This is a genomic window from Micromonospora sp. CA-240977 (genome assembly GCF_050942285.1).
Classification (GTDB): Bacteria; Actinomycetota; Actinomycetes; order Mycobacteriales; family Micromonosporaceae; genus Micromonospora.
Genome location: NZ_CP192055.1, coordinates 3,905,349 through 3,920,262 on the forward strand (window position 1 = coordinate 3,905,349; position 14,914 = coordinate 3,920,262).

11 protein-coding genes are annotated in these 14,914 nt (G+C 71.9%); 3 read left to right on the forward strand and 8 right to left on the reverse strand.

The window, feature by feature from the left end; translation table 11 throughout:
- The gene (locus ACQPWW_RS18155) at positions 1 to 2,100 is read left to right on the forward strand and encodes a PQQ-dependent sugar dehydrogenase (RefSeq protein ID WP_433124108.1); all 2,100 of its coding nucleotides are present in this window, start codon (positions 1 to 3) and stop codon (positions 2,098 to 2,100) included.
- 103 nt (positions 2,101 to 2,203) lie between these two features.
- On the opposite strand, the gene ACQPWW_RS18160 is transcribed toward ACQPWW_RS18155, so the two are convergent.
- The 4 genes from ACQPWW_RS18160 to pdhA all read right to left on the reverse strand — a co-directional run bounded on the left by ACQPWW_RS18160 (position 2,204) and on the right by pdhA (position 7,648).
- Positions 2,204 to 3,883, reverse strand: a complete 1,680-nt coding sequence (locus ACQPWW_RS18160; RefSeq protein ID WP_433134413.1) for a right-handed parallel beta-helix repeat-containing protein — start codon at positions 3,881 to 3,883, stop codon at positions 2,204 to 2,206.
- A 158-nt stretch (positions 3,884 to 4,041) separates the two neighbouring features.
- Entirely contained in the window at positions 4,042 to 5,472 is a 1,431-nt protein-coding gene (locus ACQPWW_RS18165) for a dihydrolipoamide acetyltransferase family protein (RefSeq protein ID WP_433124110.1), read from the reverse strand.
- Positions 5,469 to 6,485 (reverse strand): alpha-ketoacid dehydrogenase subunit beta, encoded by a 1,017-nt coding sequence (locus ACQPWW_RS18170; protein ID WP_433134415.1) that lies wholly within the window; start codon positions 6,483 to 6,485, stop codon positions 5,469 to 5,471. Before ACQPWW_RS18170 ends, ACQPWW_RS18165 begins: the two co-directional genes overlap by 4 nt.
- Positions 6,482 to 7,648, reverse strand: coding sequence for a pyruvate dehydrogenase (acetyl-transferring) E1 component subunit alpha (gene pdhA, locus ACQPWW_RS18175; RefSeq protein WP_433124111.1), 1,167 nt, complete (start codon positions 7,646 to 7,648; stop codon positions 6,482 to 6,484). Before pdhA ends, ACQPWW_RS18170 begins: the two co-directional genes overlap by 4 nt.
- Before the next feature lie 139 nt (positions 7,649 to 7,787).
- Between pdhA and ACQPWW_RS18180 the strand changes: the two genes are divergently transcribed.
- Together ACQPWW_RS18180 and ACQPWW_RS18185 are read left to right on the forward strand one after the other, a co-directional pair.
- Positions 7,788 to 8,261 (forward strand): Lrp/AsnC family transcriptional regulator, encoded by a 474-nt coding sequence (locus ACQPWW_RS18180; RefSeq protein ID WP_357076906.1) that lies wholly within the window; start codon positions 7,788 to 7,790, stop codon positions 8,259 to 8,261.
- A 73-nt stretch (positions 8,262 to 8,334) separates the two neighbouring features.
- Positions 8,335 to 10,497: an acyltransferase family protein gene (locus ACQPWW_RS18185; RefSeq protein WP_433124112.1), complete on the forward strand. Its 2,163-nt coding sequence runs from the start codon at positions 8,335 to 8,337 to the stop codon at positions 10,495 to 10,497.
- 30 nt (positions 10,498 to 10,527) lie between these two features.
- Here ACQPWW_RS18185 and ACQPWW_RS18190 read toward each other — a convergent pair whose 3' ends face one another.
- From ACQPWW_RS18190 to ACQPWW_RS18205, 4 genes are read right to left on the reverse strand one after another with little or no spacing between them, the layout of a single operon-like run.
- Positions 10,528 to 11,499 carry a DNA polymerase domain-containing protein gene (locus tag ACQPWW_RS18190; protein WP_433124113.1) on the reverse strand — a complete coding sequence of 324 codons (972 nt, stop codon included), beginning with the start codon at positions 11,497 to 11,499 and terminating at the stop codon, positions 10,528 to 10,530.
- A gap of 36 nt (positions 11,500 to 11,535) precedes the next feature.
- Positions 11,536 to 12,828, reverse strand: a complete 1,293-nt coding sequence (locus ACQPWW_RS18195; RefSeq protein ID WP_433124115.1) for an acyltransferase family protein — start codon at positions 12,826 to 12,828, stop codon at positions 11,536 to 11,538.
- 21 nt (positions 12,829 to 12,849) lie between these two features.
- Positions 12,850 to 13,824 (reverse strand): NAD-dependent epimerase/dehydratase family protein, encoded by a 975-nt coding sequence (locus tag ACQPWW_RS18200; protein WP_433124117.1) that lies wholly within the window; start codon positions 13,822 to 13,824, stop codon positions 12,850 to 12,852.
- Positions 13,825 to 13,847: 23 nt separating this feature from the next.
- Positions 13,848 to 14,738, reverse strand: coding sequence for a glycosyltransferase family 2 protein (locus ACQPWW_RS18205; protein ID WP_433124119.1), 891 nt, complete (start codon positions 14,736 to 14,738; stop codon positions 13,848 to 13,850).
- Positions 14,739 to 14,914 lie beyond the last annotated feature (176 nt).

Genomic DNA, 14,914 nt, shown 5'->3' on the forward strand with positions numbered 1-14,914 from the left:
ATGAACAGGACCGCATTCGTGTCCGCCCTGCTGCTGGTGACGGCCGGTCTGGCCGTACCACCGTCAGCTGCGGCCGCCGCGCCGGCCGCGCCGCCGGACAGCAGCTTCCAGAAAGTGACGCTCAACGACTTCCCGGGCGAACCGATGAGCCTCGCCGTCCTGCCCGACCTGCGGGTGCTGCACACCTCCCGCACCGGCGAGGTCCGCATCCACGACCCGCGCACCGGGCTGAACACCCTCGCCGCCGACATCCCCGTCTACGAGCACGACGAGGAAGGGTTGCAGGGGGTCGCCATCGACCCGAACTTCGCCCAGAACAAGTGGGTCTACCTCTACTACTCGCCGCCCATGGACACCCCGGTGGACGACCCGGCGACCCCCGACGTCAACGAGGGGGACGCGCCGGAGACCGGCACCGCAGCGGACTGGCAGCGGTTCAAGGGCGCGCTGCGGCTGTCCCGGTTCAAGCTGGACGGGATGAAGCTCAACCTCGCCAGCGAGCAGCAGATCATCGACGTGCCCACCGACCGGGGGATCTGCTGCCACGTCGGTGGCCAGATCGACTTCGACAGCAAGGGCAACCTGTACCTGTCGACAGGTGACGACACCAACCCGTTCGCCTCCGACGGCTACATCCCGATCGACGAGCGGGCCGACCGCAACCCGGCGTTCGACGCCCAGCGCAGCGCGGCCAACACCAACGACCTGCGCGGCAAGCTGCTGCGCATCAAGGTGAAGAACGGTGGCGGCTACACGGTGCCGGCCGGCAACCTGTTCAAGCCGGGCACGGCGCAGACCCGCCCGGAGATCTACGCGATGGGGCTGCGCAACGCGTTCCGCTTCTCCGTCGACCGGCGTACCGACAACGTGTACGTGGGCGACTACTCCCCGGACGCCTCCACCGCGAACCCGGAGCGCGGCCCGGCCGGGCACGGCCGGTGGCTGCTCGTCGACAAGCCGGCGAACTACGGCTGGCCGTACTGCGTGACGCCGACGATCGCCTACCGCGACTACGACTTCGCCACCGGCGAGTCCGGCGCCAAGTTCAACTGCAAGCGCCCGGTCAACGACTCACCGCACAACACCGGCAAGCGCGTGCTGCCGCCGGTCGAGCAGCCGCAGGTCTGGTACGCGGCGGCCCCCTCGGCCGAGTTCCCGCAGCTGGGCACCGGCGGCATCGCCCCGATGGGCGGCCCGGCGTACGAGTACGACGGGACCAGCACGTCGCGTACCCGCTGGCCGGCCTACTACGACGGGGTCCCGCTGTTCTACGAGTGGACCCGCGACTACATCAAGGAGTTCCGCCTCGACGAGGACGGGGACGTGCAGGACATCCGTCCGGTCGCGCCGTCGATTGTGGTGGACAACCCGATGGACATGGAGTTCGGCCCGGACGGCGCGCTCTACGTCCTGGAGTACGGCGACGGCTACTTCGCCGAGAACCCGGACGCGCAGCTGTCCCGGATCGACTTCGTCCGGGGCAACCGGACGCCGATCCCGAAGATCAGCGGCACGCCGACCGTCGGGCAGGCCCCGCTGACCGTCGCGTTCTCCAGCGCCGGCACCACCGACCCGGACGGTGACAAGCTGAGCTACGCGTGGGACTTCAACGCCGACGGTTCGGTGGACAGCACGGACGCGAACGCGACCTGGACGTTCCAGGAGAACGGCAAGTACACCCCGACGTTGAAGGTGACCGACCGCACCGGACGGTCCGCCTCGGCGACCCTGCCGCTGGTGGTCGGGCCGACCGCGCCGGTCGTCGAGTTCGTCGCCCCGGTCGCCGGGCAGCCGTTCCAGTTCGGGCAGACGGTCGCGTACCAGGTGAAGGTCACCGACGACCTGCCGGTGGACTGCTCCCGGGTGAAGGTCACCTACGTGCTCGGGCACGACGAGCACGGGCACCCGCTCTCCACGGCGACCGGGTGCTCCGGGACGATCCCCACCTTCGTCGACGGTGGGCACAGCGGCGCGGACAACCTGACGGCGGTCTTCGTCGCCGAGTACACCGACGCGCCGACCGAGCCGGGTGTGCCGCCGCAGTCGGCCTCGGCCACTGTCGTGCTGGACCCGACCCCGGTGGCCGGTCTGGCCGGCTGAACCACCGCACGATGACAGCGGCGGCGACCGGATCACTCCGGTCGCCGCCGCTCGTCGTCTCCGCCCCGGCCGGCGCGGGGTGCGGGCCGCCGCCGGTCGCCGCTCAGGTCCAGTCGCTGTCGACGTGGTTGTCCCGCCAGCGTCCGCCCACCGGCGGAGTGTCCAGCGCCATCCCGTCGCCGGCGTTGCCGGCCAGGTCGTTGTCCTCGACCCGGCAGCCCACGCAGCTGCCCCGCTCGGTGATCCACAGCCCGTGCGTCTGGGTCTGGTCGTCGTGGTTGTCCCAGATCCGGTTGCCGCGGACGGTGGCCGAGTCGAACGGCGCGTCGATCGTGATCCCGGCCCGCCGCTGGGGTGCGGGAGACAGCTCGTAGCCGCAGCCGGGCGGCGGCACGTCCCCGCTCCACGCGGTGAAGCCGTCGGGGCGTACCGGGGCGAGGGTGAGTTCGTCGCCGGTGTTGGAGGCGACCATGGCGACGGCTCGTCCCACCCGCAGGACCTTGCCCCGGTGCCCGTCGTGCGGCCAGTTGGCCGACCGGTCCACCAGGCACCGCTCGCTGTAGCGGACGGCATCGCCGACACCGCCGGCACCCTCCGCACACTGCCGCCCGTTGTTGCGGATCCGGTTGTTGAGCAGCACCGCGTCGGTCATCTGGTGGTCGATCCGGACCGCGTCCAGCCCGTTGCCCCAGAACTCGTTGCTCTCGATGACCACGTCCCGGATCGCGCCCTGGTAACCGCGCCCGAGGTCGTGCGCGTGGTAGCCGTGCCGCCCGTTGCCGCTGATCCGGTTGCCCCGCACCGTGTACGGGCCGGGGCTGTTGCCGATGCTGACCCCGTCGCGCATGTTGCCGTCGATGACGCAGTCGGTGAGCAGCCCGCCCCGGCCGGCCACCGACGAGGTTCCCTGCGCCGACACGTCGAAGCCGGTCTCCAGGTTGCCGGTCATGGTGCAGGCCGAGACGATCAGCCCGTCGGCGCCCCAGTCGGAGATGCCGAACCGGTTGCCCTGGCTGTGACAACCGACGATGCGGTAGCCACGCGGTGGCGCCCAGTAGTCCTTCTGCAACTCCAGGAAGATTCCGTTGGTGCCGTTGGCCAACGTGGTGCAGTTGGCGATGGTCAGCCGCTCCACCGCGCCCCAGCCGCCGATGCCGACCCCGATGCCGGCGCCACCCATCTGCTCGCCGTTGTCCAGCCGGCCGCAGCCGACCACCACCACGCCGTCGATGAGGGAGTCCTGGAGGAAGTCGCAGCCCAGCCCGGTGGCGGCGGTGTGGTGGATGTAGAGGTTGCGGAACACGCCGCGCACCACGTACTGGAGTCCGAGGCCCTTGGCCAGGTAGTTGTACTCGGCCATGGCCACGCCGGAGCCGTCGATCTGGAAGTCGGAGAAGGTGCAGTCGGCGATGTGCCGGTCCCGGTCGGCGCCGTGCTGCACTGTGGTCCAGAAGGCCAACGGGGTCGGGTCGGCCCGGTTGCCCTCGTTGCTGAGCATGAACCGGGTCGCCGCCGGGCCGGCCCCGATCAGGGACACCCCGCTGCGCCACACCGTGCCCGCGTCCCGGATCGAGTAGATGCCCGGCGGGCAGTAGATGACCCGGGCGCGCCCGTCCGACGCGTACCCGGCGCCCAGGCGGTCCACGAGGGCGGCAAGCGCCGGCTGGTCGTTCGTCGCGCCGTCGCCGGTCAGCCCGTACTCCAGGGCGTCGCAGTAGAGCGGCGCGCCGGCCGCGGCGGGCCGTCGTACCCGGACCGAGTTCAGTAGCAGCTCGTTCGCCACGGCCACAGGCCGGCTCCCTTCGACGCGTGCGGTGCGCTCCGGCGGGGCCGACTTCCCGATGACGCCGCCGGGAAACCCCGCCCGTGGGCACCGCCGGGAGCCCGGACGTGCGCCGGCCCCGGCGCCGCACAGGCAGCGCCGGGGCCGGGGGTACGCCGTCAGACGGCGGCGATCAGCAGCGCCGGGCGCTCCACGCAGTCGGCGACGTGCCGCAGGAAGCCACCGGCCACCCCACCGTCACAGACCCGGTGGTCGAAGGTGAGGCTGAGCTGGGTCACCTTGCGGACCGCGAGTTGCCCGTCGACCACCCACGGCTTGTCCACGATCCGCCCGACCCCGAGCAGCGCCGCCTCCGGGTGGTTGATGATCGGCGTGGAGCCGTCCACGCCGAACACCCCGTAGTTGTTGAGCGTGAACGTGCCGCCGGTCAGCCGGGCCGGCGGCAGGTTGCCCGCCCGCGCGGCGGCGGTGGTCGCCGCCAGTTCGGCGGCCAGCTCGGCGGTGGTGAGTCGCTGGGCGTCGCGCAGCACCGGCACCAGCAGACCCCGGTCGGTCTGCGCGGCGATGCCGAGGTGCACCCCGGCGGACTGGACGATCTGCTGCGCCTCGGTGTCGACCCGGGCGTTGAGCTGCGGGAACCGGCGCAGGCCGCTGAGGCAGATCCGGGCCAGCAGGGCCAGGATGCTCACCGGCGCGTCGGGCGTCGCGGCGTTGATCGCGGCCCGGGTCTCCAGCAGCCCGGTGGCGTCCACGTCGACCCAGATCGTCACCTCCGGGATCTCCCGCCGGCTGCGGGAGAGCTTGTCGGCGATGACCTTGCGGACGCCGGTGAGCGGCACGATCACGTCGTCGTTCCCGGAGAGGGCCGGCGCGACGGGCGCGTCCGGCACGGCGGCGAGCCGGGCGGCGGGCACGGTCAGCGCCGCCTCCACGTCGGCACGGCGGATCACTCCGCCGGGCCCGGTGCCCCGTACCGCGTTCAGGTCGACGCCACGCTCCCGGGCCAGCCGCCGGACGATCGGCGAGATGACCAGGGCGGTCGGCGGTGCCGGGTGGCCGGACGCGTCGCCCGCACCCGCGGCGCTGCCGGCGGCCGCCCGGATCCCGCCGGTCACGGCCGAACCGCCGGTCGCGGCGGCCTCGCTCGGCGCGGTGTCGGTCGGGGCGGTGTCGGTCCGCGCGGTGTCGCCCGGCGCGGGGGCGAGCGTCAGCCGAGGCCGACGCCGACGCCGGGTGGGGCCGCCGTGGCCGGTGCCGTAACCGATCAGCACGTTGCCGGAGCCGGCCCGCTCCTCCTCGCGGTAGGTGGCGTGCCCGGCGGGCTCGTCGCCGCCGTCCAGCGGCGCGATGGTGATCAACGGCTGGCCGACCGGGCGTACCTCACCGGCCGCGCCGTGCAGGGCGACCACCCGGCCGGCGTACGGGCAGGGCACGTCGACGACCGCCTTCGCGGTCTCCACCTCGACCACGCTCTGGTCGACGGTGACCACGTCGCCCACCGCGACCCGCCACTCGACGATCTCGGCCTCGCTCAGCCCCTCCCCCAGGTCGGGCAGGAGGAAGACCTGCGTCCGCTCGACGGTGGTCATGCCGCGCTGCCCTGCGCCGCCCAGCGCGAATCCGGCTGGTCGTCCCACTGCAGTCGGGCCACCGCGTCGAGCACCCGGTCCACACCGGGCAGGTGGGTGTGCTCCAGCATCGGCGCCGGGTACGGGATGTCCAGCCCGGCGACCCGCAGCACCGGGGCGTGCAGCGCGTGGAAGCAGCGCTCCTGCACCCGGGCGGCGATCTCCGCGCCGACCCCCGCGAAGCCCTGCGCCTCCTGGATCACCACGCACCGGCCGGTGCGACGAACCGAGGCGGCGATGGTGTCGTCGTCGAACGGGACGATCGTGCGGACGTCCACCACCTCCAGGTCCCAGCCCTCCTCGCGGGCGGCCTCGGCGGCCTCCAACGCGACAGGCACGGCCGGCCCGTACGCCACAAGCGTGGCGTCGCGGCCGGGCCGGCGCACGACGGCCCGCCCGAACGGCTCGGCACGGGCCGGCAGGACCGCGTCGTCGCTTGTGAAGTAGAGCTTCTTGGGCTCCATGAAGACCACCGGGTCAGGGTCGTCGATCGCCTCGCGCAGCAGCGAGTACGCGTCCTCGACGGTCGCCGGGGTGACCACCTTCAGGCCCGGGGTGTGCGCGTAGTACGCCTCGGACGAGTCGCAGTGGTGCTCCACCCCGCCGATCCCACCGGCGTACGGCACGCGGATCACGATGGGCACGCTGAGCTTGCCCCGGGTGCGGTTGCGCAGCTTCGCCACGTGCGAGGCGATCTGCTCGAACGCCGGGTACGCGAACGCGTCGAACTGCATCTCGACAACCGGCCGCAGACCGGACATGGCCAGACCGACGGCGAAGCCGACGATGCCGGCCTCCGCGAGCGGGGTGTCGAAGCAGCGGTCTTCGCCGAAGCGGGCCTGGAGGCCGTCGGTGATCCGGAAGACGCCGCCGAGTTGACCGACGTCCTCCCCGAAGACGACGACCCGGTCGTCGGCGGCGAGGGCGTCGGCGAGCGCGGTGTTGAGCGCCTTCGCCATGGTGGTGGCCATCAGGCGTCACCCTCCTCGGCGCGGGCGGCGGCCAACTCGGCGCGGACCTGCTCGCGCTGTTCGATCAGCTGCGGGGTGGGCTGGGCGTAGACGTGGTCGAAGAGGCTCAGCGGGTCCACTGTGGGTTGCTCGTTCATCCGGGTCCGCAGGTCCGCCGCGTACGCCTCGGCCTGCTCGGCGACCTCGGCGACCGCCGCGTCGTCGAGCACCCCGCGGGCCCGCAGGTAGGTCTCCAGGCGGGCGACCGGGTCGCGGTCCCGCCAGGCGTCGACCTCGGCGCCGTCGCGGTAGCGGCTGGCGTCGTCCGCGTTGGTGTGCGGCTCCATCCGGTAGGTGTGCGCCTCGACGAGGAACGGCCCGTTGCCGGCGCGGGCGTGCGCGACCGCGCGGGTGAGCACGGCGAGCACCGCCACCGGGTCGTTGCCGTCGACCTGCTCGCTGGGCACCCCGTAGCCGACGCCCTTGTAGGCCAGCGACGGCGCGGCGGTCTGCCGGGACAGCGGGACGCTGATGGCATAGCGGTTGTTCTGCACGAAGTAGACCACCGGCGCCTTGAACACGGCGGCGAAGTTGATCCCCTCGTGGAAGTCGCCCTCGCTTGTCGCGCCGTCGCCGATGAAGGCCAGCGCCACGGTGTCGCGGCCCTGGTACGCCTCGCCGTGCGCCAGCCCGGCGGCGTGCACGCACTGGGTGGCGAGCGGGGTGCACTGCGGCGCGGTGTGCACCTCGGTCGGGTCGTAGCCGCAGTGCCAGTCGCCGCGCAGCAGGGTGAGCACCTCGACCGGGTCGATGCCCCGGGCAACAAGCGCCATCGACTCACGGTAGGTGGGGAAGACCCAGTCGGTGTCGCGGACCGCGAGCACCGCGGCGACCTGGCACGCCTCCTGCCCCCGGGAGGACGGGTAGACGGCCAGCCGGCCCTGCTTGGTCAGGGCGGTGGCCTGGGTGTCGAACCGGCGGCCGAGCACCATCCGGCGGTACAGCTCGCGCAGCACCTCGACGGGGGGCTCCGGGTAGTGGGGGCGGGCGGGCAACGGTGTGCCGTTCGGGTCGAGCAGGCGAACCGGCTCGGCGTCCGGCAGTAGCGGGCGCGCCGGGTCGGGCGGGGTGGCCGCTCGACGCGTACGCGGGGATGCCCTGCGGACCGCCTGGGGAGTGGTCGTCACGGCGGAACCTCCTGGGACGTGTGGTGAGCCTATGCTTCCGCGTGTCGGATGATTGACTCAAGATCCACGCAGAAGGCGGGACGGTTGGCATGCGGAAGGCGTATCAGTGAGCCAGGAAACCGGCGACGAAGCAGACCGGATGGCGGGATCGGGACGATCGGTTCGAGCCCTTGACGAGGTGGACCGGCGGATCCTCGACGAGCTGGTCCGGGACGGGCGTACGTCGGTGCGCACCCTCGCCGAACGGATCCACATCTCCCGCACCAACGCGTACGCGCGGGTGGAGCGGTTGCTGCGCGACGGGGTGATCACCGGGTTCCACGCCCAGGTGGCGCCCGAGGCCGCCGGGTTGGGCACCTCGGCGTACATGGCGCTGACGATCGAGCAGAACACCTGGCGGGAGGTGTCTGCCGAACTGGCCCAGGTCCGCTATGTCGAGCACGTCGCGTTGCTCAGCGGCGAGCATGACGTGCTGGCTCTGGTCCGGGCTCCGGACAACGCCGCCCTGCGGGACGTGGTGTTGGACCGGGTGCAGCGCATCGCCGGGGTGTTGTCGACGCGGTCCTGGCTCGTCTTCGAGGAGTTCGGCGGTACGCAGAGTCCGTGGCAGTGAAGCCATAACACGAATTCATTGGCATAATGCCGAAATAGGCGAATTACCGTAGGACGCCGCTACTATCCGCGACGTGGCTATATCGAATGAGTTGTGGGCGCAGGCCCGGGTCGCCGCGCCGGCGCCGCCCAGGCCGACGTCCACCGGCCCACGGTCCTTCCGCGGGGACATCGAAGGCATGCGGGCGGTGGCCGTGCTGCTGGTGCTGCTCGGTCACGCCGGAGTGCCGTACCTGCCCGGCGGTTTCGTCGGTGTCGACGTGTTCTTCGTGATCTCCGGCTTCCTCATCACCGGCCTGCTGCTGGAGGAACTCGACAGACGGGGACGGCTCTCGCTCACCGACTTCTACGCCCGGCGAGCGAAACGCCTGCTCCCCGCCGCCGCGACAGTCCTCGTCGCGACCCTGGTCCTGACCTACGTCTTTCTGCCCCGGGGCCGCTGGTCGGCCACCGCCTGGGATGTCATCGCCAGCGCCTGCTACGCCATGAACTGGCGGATGGCCGAGCAGTCCGCCGACTACGTGGCCGCCAACGACGCCGCGAGCATCGCCCAGCACTTCTGGTCCCTCGCCGTCGCGGAGCAGTTCTACCTGGTGTGGCCCCTGCTGCTGATCGCGCTCGGGTGGTTCGCCCACCGCCACGGACGTGCCAGCCGCGGCCTCTACCTGCTCGGGTTGGCGCTGATCGCGGTCCCCTCGTTCGCCTGGGCGCTGTACGTCTCACCGACCGACCCGTCGGCGTACTACGTCACCACCACCCGGATGTGGGAGTTGGCCCTCGGCGGCGCAGTCGCCGTCACGGCGGTCTGGTGGGGCCGGTCACCGCGCCTGGTGGCCGTTCCGCTGGCCTGGGCCGGGCTGATCGCCGTCGGCGCCTCGGCCGCGCTGATCACCACGGAGGCCGGCTTCCCCGGCTACGTCGCGCTCGGCCCCACCCTCGGCACGGCCACGGTGATCGCGTTCGGTCCGGCCGCCGGCCGCGCCGGTCCCGCCGTCCTGCTGGGCCGGCAGCCGTGGCGCTACGTCGGTGGGATCTCCTACTCGCTGTACCTGTGGCACTGGCCGGTGCTGGTCGCCGCGCAGGCGTACTTCGGTGACCTCGGCGTCGGCCCCGCGCTCGCCGTCGTTGCCGCCTCGGCGATCCCCGCCGCGCTCACGTACCACTTCATCGAGAACCCGGTCCGTCGGTCCCCGACCCTCGCCGACCGGCCGTCCGCCGCCCTGCGTGTCGGCGCCATCTGCACCGGCGCGGCAGCGCTCGCCGGCCTGACCTTCCAACTGACCATTCCGACGACGACGGGCACGACCTCCCCGTCGGTCATCATGGGCCAGGTGCCCGGGGGTTCCCCGCAGGCGGTGCCACCGGCCGCGCCGGGCGCCGCGGCGCTCGGCGGATCCCCCCGCACCAGTCGGGCCGGCGTGCCCGTCGACAAGGTCGCCTCGATCATCCCCGACCCGGCTCGGGCGGCCCGGGACACCCCGCAGTCGCAGTCACTGTCGCAGGCGAAGAGTTGTCACGTGTCGCTGGAGTCCGCGACGCCGGAGGTGTGCGTCTACGGGAAGATGAACTCGGCGACCACGATCGCGCTCGCCGGTGACTCCCACGCCGACCAGTGGGTCCCCGCCATGCGGCTGGCGGCGGAGACCAACGGATGGCGCCTCGCCACCTACACCAAGAGCGGCTGCCCGTTCCTGACGGCGGAGATCTCCCTGAACGACAGGCCCTACTCCTCCTGCACGGAATGGAACAAGAGGGTCCGCCAGACGCTGCTCGGCGCGGGTCGCCCCGACCTGCTCGTCGTCACCAGCGCCGAGTACCCGATCAACGGCGAGCCCGCCGCGAAATGGCGGTCGGCGCTGGTCCGCGAGCTGCGCGAGACGTGGAGCGGCATGATCGCGGAGAAGGTCCCGGTGGTGGTGCTGCGGGACACGCCGCTGCACCTGAAGGACATCGCCGAGTGCGTGTCGAAGAACCCGAACCGCCTGACGAAGTGCGCCACCACCCGCGCCGAGGCCCTGGGTCGCGGGGGCGGTCCGGCTCAGGAGGAAGCGGCCGACGGGCTCCCCGGCGCCCACCTGATCAACCTGAACGACTGGATCTGCCCCGCGGACCGGTGCGCCCCCGTCATCGGAGGCGTGCTCGTCTGGCGCGACGCGCACCACCTGAGCGCCACGTACTCCACGACCCTCGCACCCCAGGTGGGCGCCGCGCTCAGACCCGTGCTCGCCGAGCTGTGACCCGCCGGGCCGCTCCGGCACTGTCGGACCTCACCGAACGGGCGGGGCCTCCAGCCCCTCCCGGTCGGCCAACTCCAACAGCGGCTCCAACGAGTGCCGGTCGCCGTCCAGGCCGGCGTGCGGGTCGCCGTACTCGGCGAAGCGGGCCGGCATGGACCGCACGTCGAAGTCCTCCGGTCGGGCGTCGTCCAGCTCCGCCCAGGTCAGCGGCGCCGACACCAGGGCCTGGGGCGTCGGGCGGATCGAGTACGCCGAGGCCATCGTGTGGTCCCGGGACATCTGGTTGTAGTCGACGAAGACTGGGCGGTCCCGCTGGTCACGCCACCAGGTGGTGGTGACAAGCTCCGGCAGCCGGCGCTGCATCTCCCGGCCCAACGCGAGCACCGCCCGACGGCAGTCGCCGAAGCTCCACCGCGGCTCGATCGACAGGTAGACGTGCAGGCCCCGCCCGCCGGTGGTCTTCGGGTAACCGGTCAGCCCCAACTCGGCGAGGAACGCCCGCACCTCCCGGGCGACGGGCACCACCTGCTCGAAACCGACGCCGGGCAGCGGGTCGAGGTCGATGCGCAGCTGGTCGGGTCGTTCCACGTCGGCGGCGGTGACCGGCCACGGGTGAAACCGCAGGGTGCCCAGGTTGGCCGCCCAGATCACCACGGCCAGCTCGCTCGGCGCGACCTCGTCGGCGGTCCGGCCACTGGGGAAGGTGATGTGCGCGGTGCGCACCCAGTCGGGCGCGCCCGCCGGCAGCCGCTTCTGGTAGAACGCGTCGCCCCGGCTGGTCTGCCGGGTGGCGATCGTCGCGCCTTCGAAGACGCCCCGCGGCCAGCGTTCCAGCATCGTCGGCCGGTCTCGCAGGGCGCGCAGGATCCCGTCACCCACCGCCAGGAAGTAGCGGACCACATCCAGCTTGGTCAGCCCGCGCTCCGGGAAGTACGGCTTGTCCGGGCTGGAGACGCGGACCAGCCGCTCCCCCACCTGAATCTCCTCCGCCACCGTGGCCACGCCCCCGAGCGTACGGCTCGGGGGCGGGCCGGCGGGTTACCGGCCGGGAACCAGCGTGGCGGGTTGCTGCGGCAGCTCCTCGGTCTGGCCGCCGACCTGCGCCGGCGGTTCCTCGGCCACAGCGGTCTGCTGCTCGACCGGCACCCGCTGCGAGGACCGGCGGGCCACGAAGCCCGGCGTCCAGTCCTTCAACCGCAGCGCCGGCCGCTCGACCAACTTCCAGGACAGGAACGCGGCGGCGAAGGCGACCGCCACCGACATCGCGGCGAACGGCACGTAGCCCCAGCGGCTCCAGCCGAGGCTGGTCATGACCTGCTGGAACACGAAACCGTAGATGTAGATGCCGTACGAGTAGTCGTTCTTGCGACCCACCCAGTGCAGCTGACGCGGCATCCGCACCGACAACCAGACAAGCAGGTACGCGAACGCGGGCAGCCCGATGACGAAGAAGCCACCGAAGAGCAGCGACAACCCGAGCGCCACCGCCGAGCCGATGCCCAGCGCGTCGTTGATCGGCACCCGCTCGCGGTAGAGGTCCATCGTCGCGCCGAGGGCGAAGAGGAAGCCCAGGTAGACGATGTAGTAGAAGGTCATCCCGCCGACCAGCGGCGAGGTGAAGCTCCAACTCGCCGTCGACGCCGGGCCGCTGAAGTGCCCGGAGCTCACCCAGTCCTGCACGATGCTCAGGTAGAGCGCGACGGTCAGGAACAGCACGAACCGGCGGGCGTTGCGCAGCACGGCGGTCGCCGCCAGCACGCCCACCACGACGTAGCAGAACATCTCGTACTTGAGCGACCACAGGGCGCCGTTGAAGACGCTGTAGTTGACCTTCTGACCCCAGGGGGTGGTCTCCGTGAACAGGTCCCGGACGCCGTACTGGCGGACGCCGGTCCACCAGTTGGCCTGCAGGTAGGCCAGCGGACCGCCCCGGTCCCAGGGGTTGTCGAAGAAGCCGGCGATGGTGCCGTGCTCGCGCAGGGCGACGAGCGGGGCGACCACCAGCGCGCTGATAAGCAGGCAGACCCAGAGCCCGGGGAAGATGCGCAGGGCCCGGTGCCAGGCGTACCGGATCAGGCCGGTACGCCGGGCGCTGCGGGTGATCAGCAGGCCGGAGAGCACGAAGAAGCCGTACACGGCCATGGTGCCGACGTTTGTCTGCCGACCGGTCAGGTAGTAGCCGAGGTCGTGGGCGCCGAAGCCGAGCGGCTTGGAGTGCGAGAGCACGACGCCGACGGCGAGGCAGAGCCGGATCAGCCCGATGCCGTTGCTGCGGCCGGAGAGCAGGTCGGCCAACGTGCCGCGGGACCGGATGAGAGTGGGGGTAGTCATGCGGTCAGGCACCTCTCGGCATCAGGCGGGCACCTCGGCGCCGGCGTGCTCCCACAACTGCTTCATCTCGGTGTGCAGGTCATCGCTCGGCGACCAGCCGAGCACCTCGGCGGCCAACCCGACGTCCAGCCGCTGCCAGCTCGTCTCGGCGGGGCCGGTCTGCTCGGCCTCGACGAGGTCGGTCGGCACCTCACTGACGTCGATGAGGAGCCGGACCATATCACGCGCGCTGGCCGCCACCCCCCGACCAATGTTGATCACGCGGCCGGCGGCGTCGGGGCGGGTCGCGGCCAGTTGCACGGCGGCGACCACGTCGCTGAGACCGATGAAGTCCCGCCGGGAGCCGAGCGGAGCCAGCTCCAGCCGGGCCCGCTCGCCGGCCCGCTGGGCGTCGCGCAGCCGACCCGCGACCACCCCGAGCAGGCTGTGCCCGGGCTGACCGGCGCCGATGACGTTGCCGACCCGCAGCGTGACGCCCTCGATCAGACCCTGCCGGTCCGCCGCGGTGACCGCCTCGGTGCAGCGCAGCTTGAACTCGCCGTACGGCATCACCGGCGCGGGGGTCAGCTGCTCGGGCATCGACGTGTCCACCGGGACCAGCCCGTACTCGTGCACGCTGCCCATCTGGACCACCCGGACCCGTCCCGGCAGTCGGCCGGCGGCCTCCAGGAGCCGCTCGACGAGGGTGACGTTGACGGCGAGCATCTGCGCCTCGGAGAGGCCCCACATCCCGCCCGCCGCGTTGATCACCACGTCCGGGTCGAGGTCACGCAGCACCGCGGTGATCTCGTCCACGTCGGCGGCGGCCAGGTCCAGCGCACGGACCACGACACCCGGGCCGATCGTCTTCGGGGTACGCGCCACGGCGACCACGGCGTGACCCTGGTCGGCAAGCGCGCGGCAGATCGGGCGGCCGAGGAAACCGGTGCCGCCGAGCACCACCACCCGGACGGGCTGCACGGCGTCCTCCGCCGAACGTCGTGGTCTGACGGTCATGGCGTCTCCCTGGCTGTCGTCGGTCATCGGCCCGGTCCGAACGCGTGCCGGGACAGGCTACGTACGCCCGACATCTTGCCCGAGAGGACCGCCGTCGGCAGCAGGGTGATGGCGTGCAGGCGGGACGAGGTGTAGCTGCGGGCCGCCCGGGCCGCCCGGGGCCAGCCCTGCTCGTCCATGCGCCGGGCGACGTCGAGGAAGAACGCCCGCGCCTCGGTGAACCGGGAGCCGGTGACCGCGTCGGCGGCGGACTTGCTGACCGCGTGCCGCCGGTACTGGAAGCAGAGGGTGTTGTCGACGGCCATCTGCTCGCCACGCTGGATCAGGTCGATCACCAGGGCCAGGTCCTGGATGACCTGGAACTCCTCGCGGAAGTCGACGGCCTTGAGCGCGTCGGTCCGCCAGCAGATCGACGGGAAGTAGAACCAGCAGCCCCGCAGCAGGCTGGCCGCCAGGTCCTCGCCTCCCATCAGCTCGCGGGAGTCGATCCGGGGGGCGTAGATCCGCCGCTTCGCCTCGTCGACGATGGTGTTGACCACCGTGCCGTTGGCGTCGATGATCTCGACCCCCGGCTGGACCATGCCGACGCCCGGGTACTGCTCGATCACCGATCGCACGGTGGCGACGTAGTTGGGGTGCATGATGTCGTCAGTGCCCATCATGACCAGGTACTCGTGCTCGGCGAGACCGACGCACTTGCGGTAGTTGGCGGTGATCCCGAGATTGTGCTCGTTGCGCTGGTAGCTGACCCGCTCATCGTCGATGCCCGCGAACCACTCCGGCACGCCCGGCTCGGTGCCGTCGTCGACAACGGTGAGGCGCCAACCAGGGTCACTCTGCGCCATCACGCTGCGCACCGCCGCCTGCATGAGGGGCACGCTTCCGTAGTACGGCAGCATAATGTCGACAATCATTGGGTCGGTAGGCCTCACTGTGCGTGGTGGAAATGCTCGACGGGCGCGGCCACATTATCAGGCCCACCCCCGTGATCGGCCAGCGCCGAACCGGGCGGCGCGCCCACCCCGACCGCACCGATCACGCTCCGACGCCGGCCCTGGCGGGCGCTATCATCGTCGCGCCCCGTAACCCC

Bases quoted from the DNA above. Each gene is read 5' to 3' on its own strand.
- ACQPWW_RS18155 (WP_433124108.1), top strand. From the start codon at position 1: ATGAACAGGACCGCATTCGTGTCCGCCCTGCTGCTGGTGACGGCCGGT.
- ACQPWW_RS18165 (WP_433124110.1), bottom strand. From the start codon at position 5,472: ATGACCACCGTCGAGCGGACGCAGGTCTTCCTCCTGCCCGACCTGGGG.
- ACQPWW_RS18180 (WP_357076906.1), top strand. From the start codon at position 7,788: ATGGCGGGATCGGGACGATCGGTTCGAGCCCTTGACGAGGTGGACCGG.
- ACQPWW_RS18195 (WP_433124115.1), bottom strand. From the start codon at position 12,828: ATGACTACCCCCACTCTCATCCGGTCCCGCGGCACGTTGGCCGACCTG.
- ACQPWW_RS18200 (WP_433124117.1), bottom strand. From the start codon at position 13,824: ATGACCGTCAGACCACGACGTTCGGCGGAGGACGCCGTGCAGCCCGTC.
- ACQPWW_RS18205 (WP_433124119.1), bottom strand. From the start codon at position 14,738: ATGATTGTCGACATTATGCTGCCGTACTACGGAAGCGTGCCCCTCATG.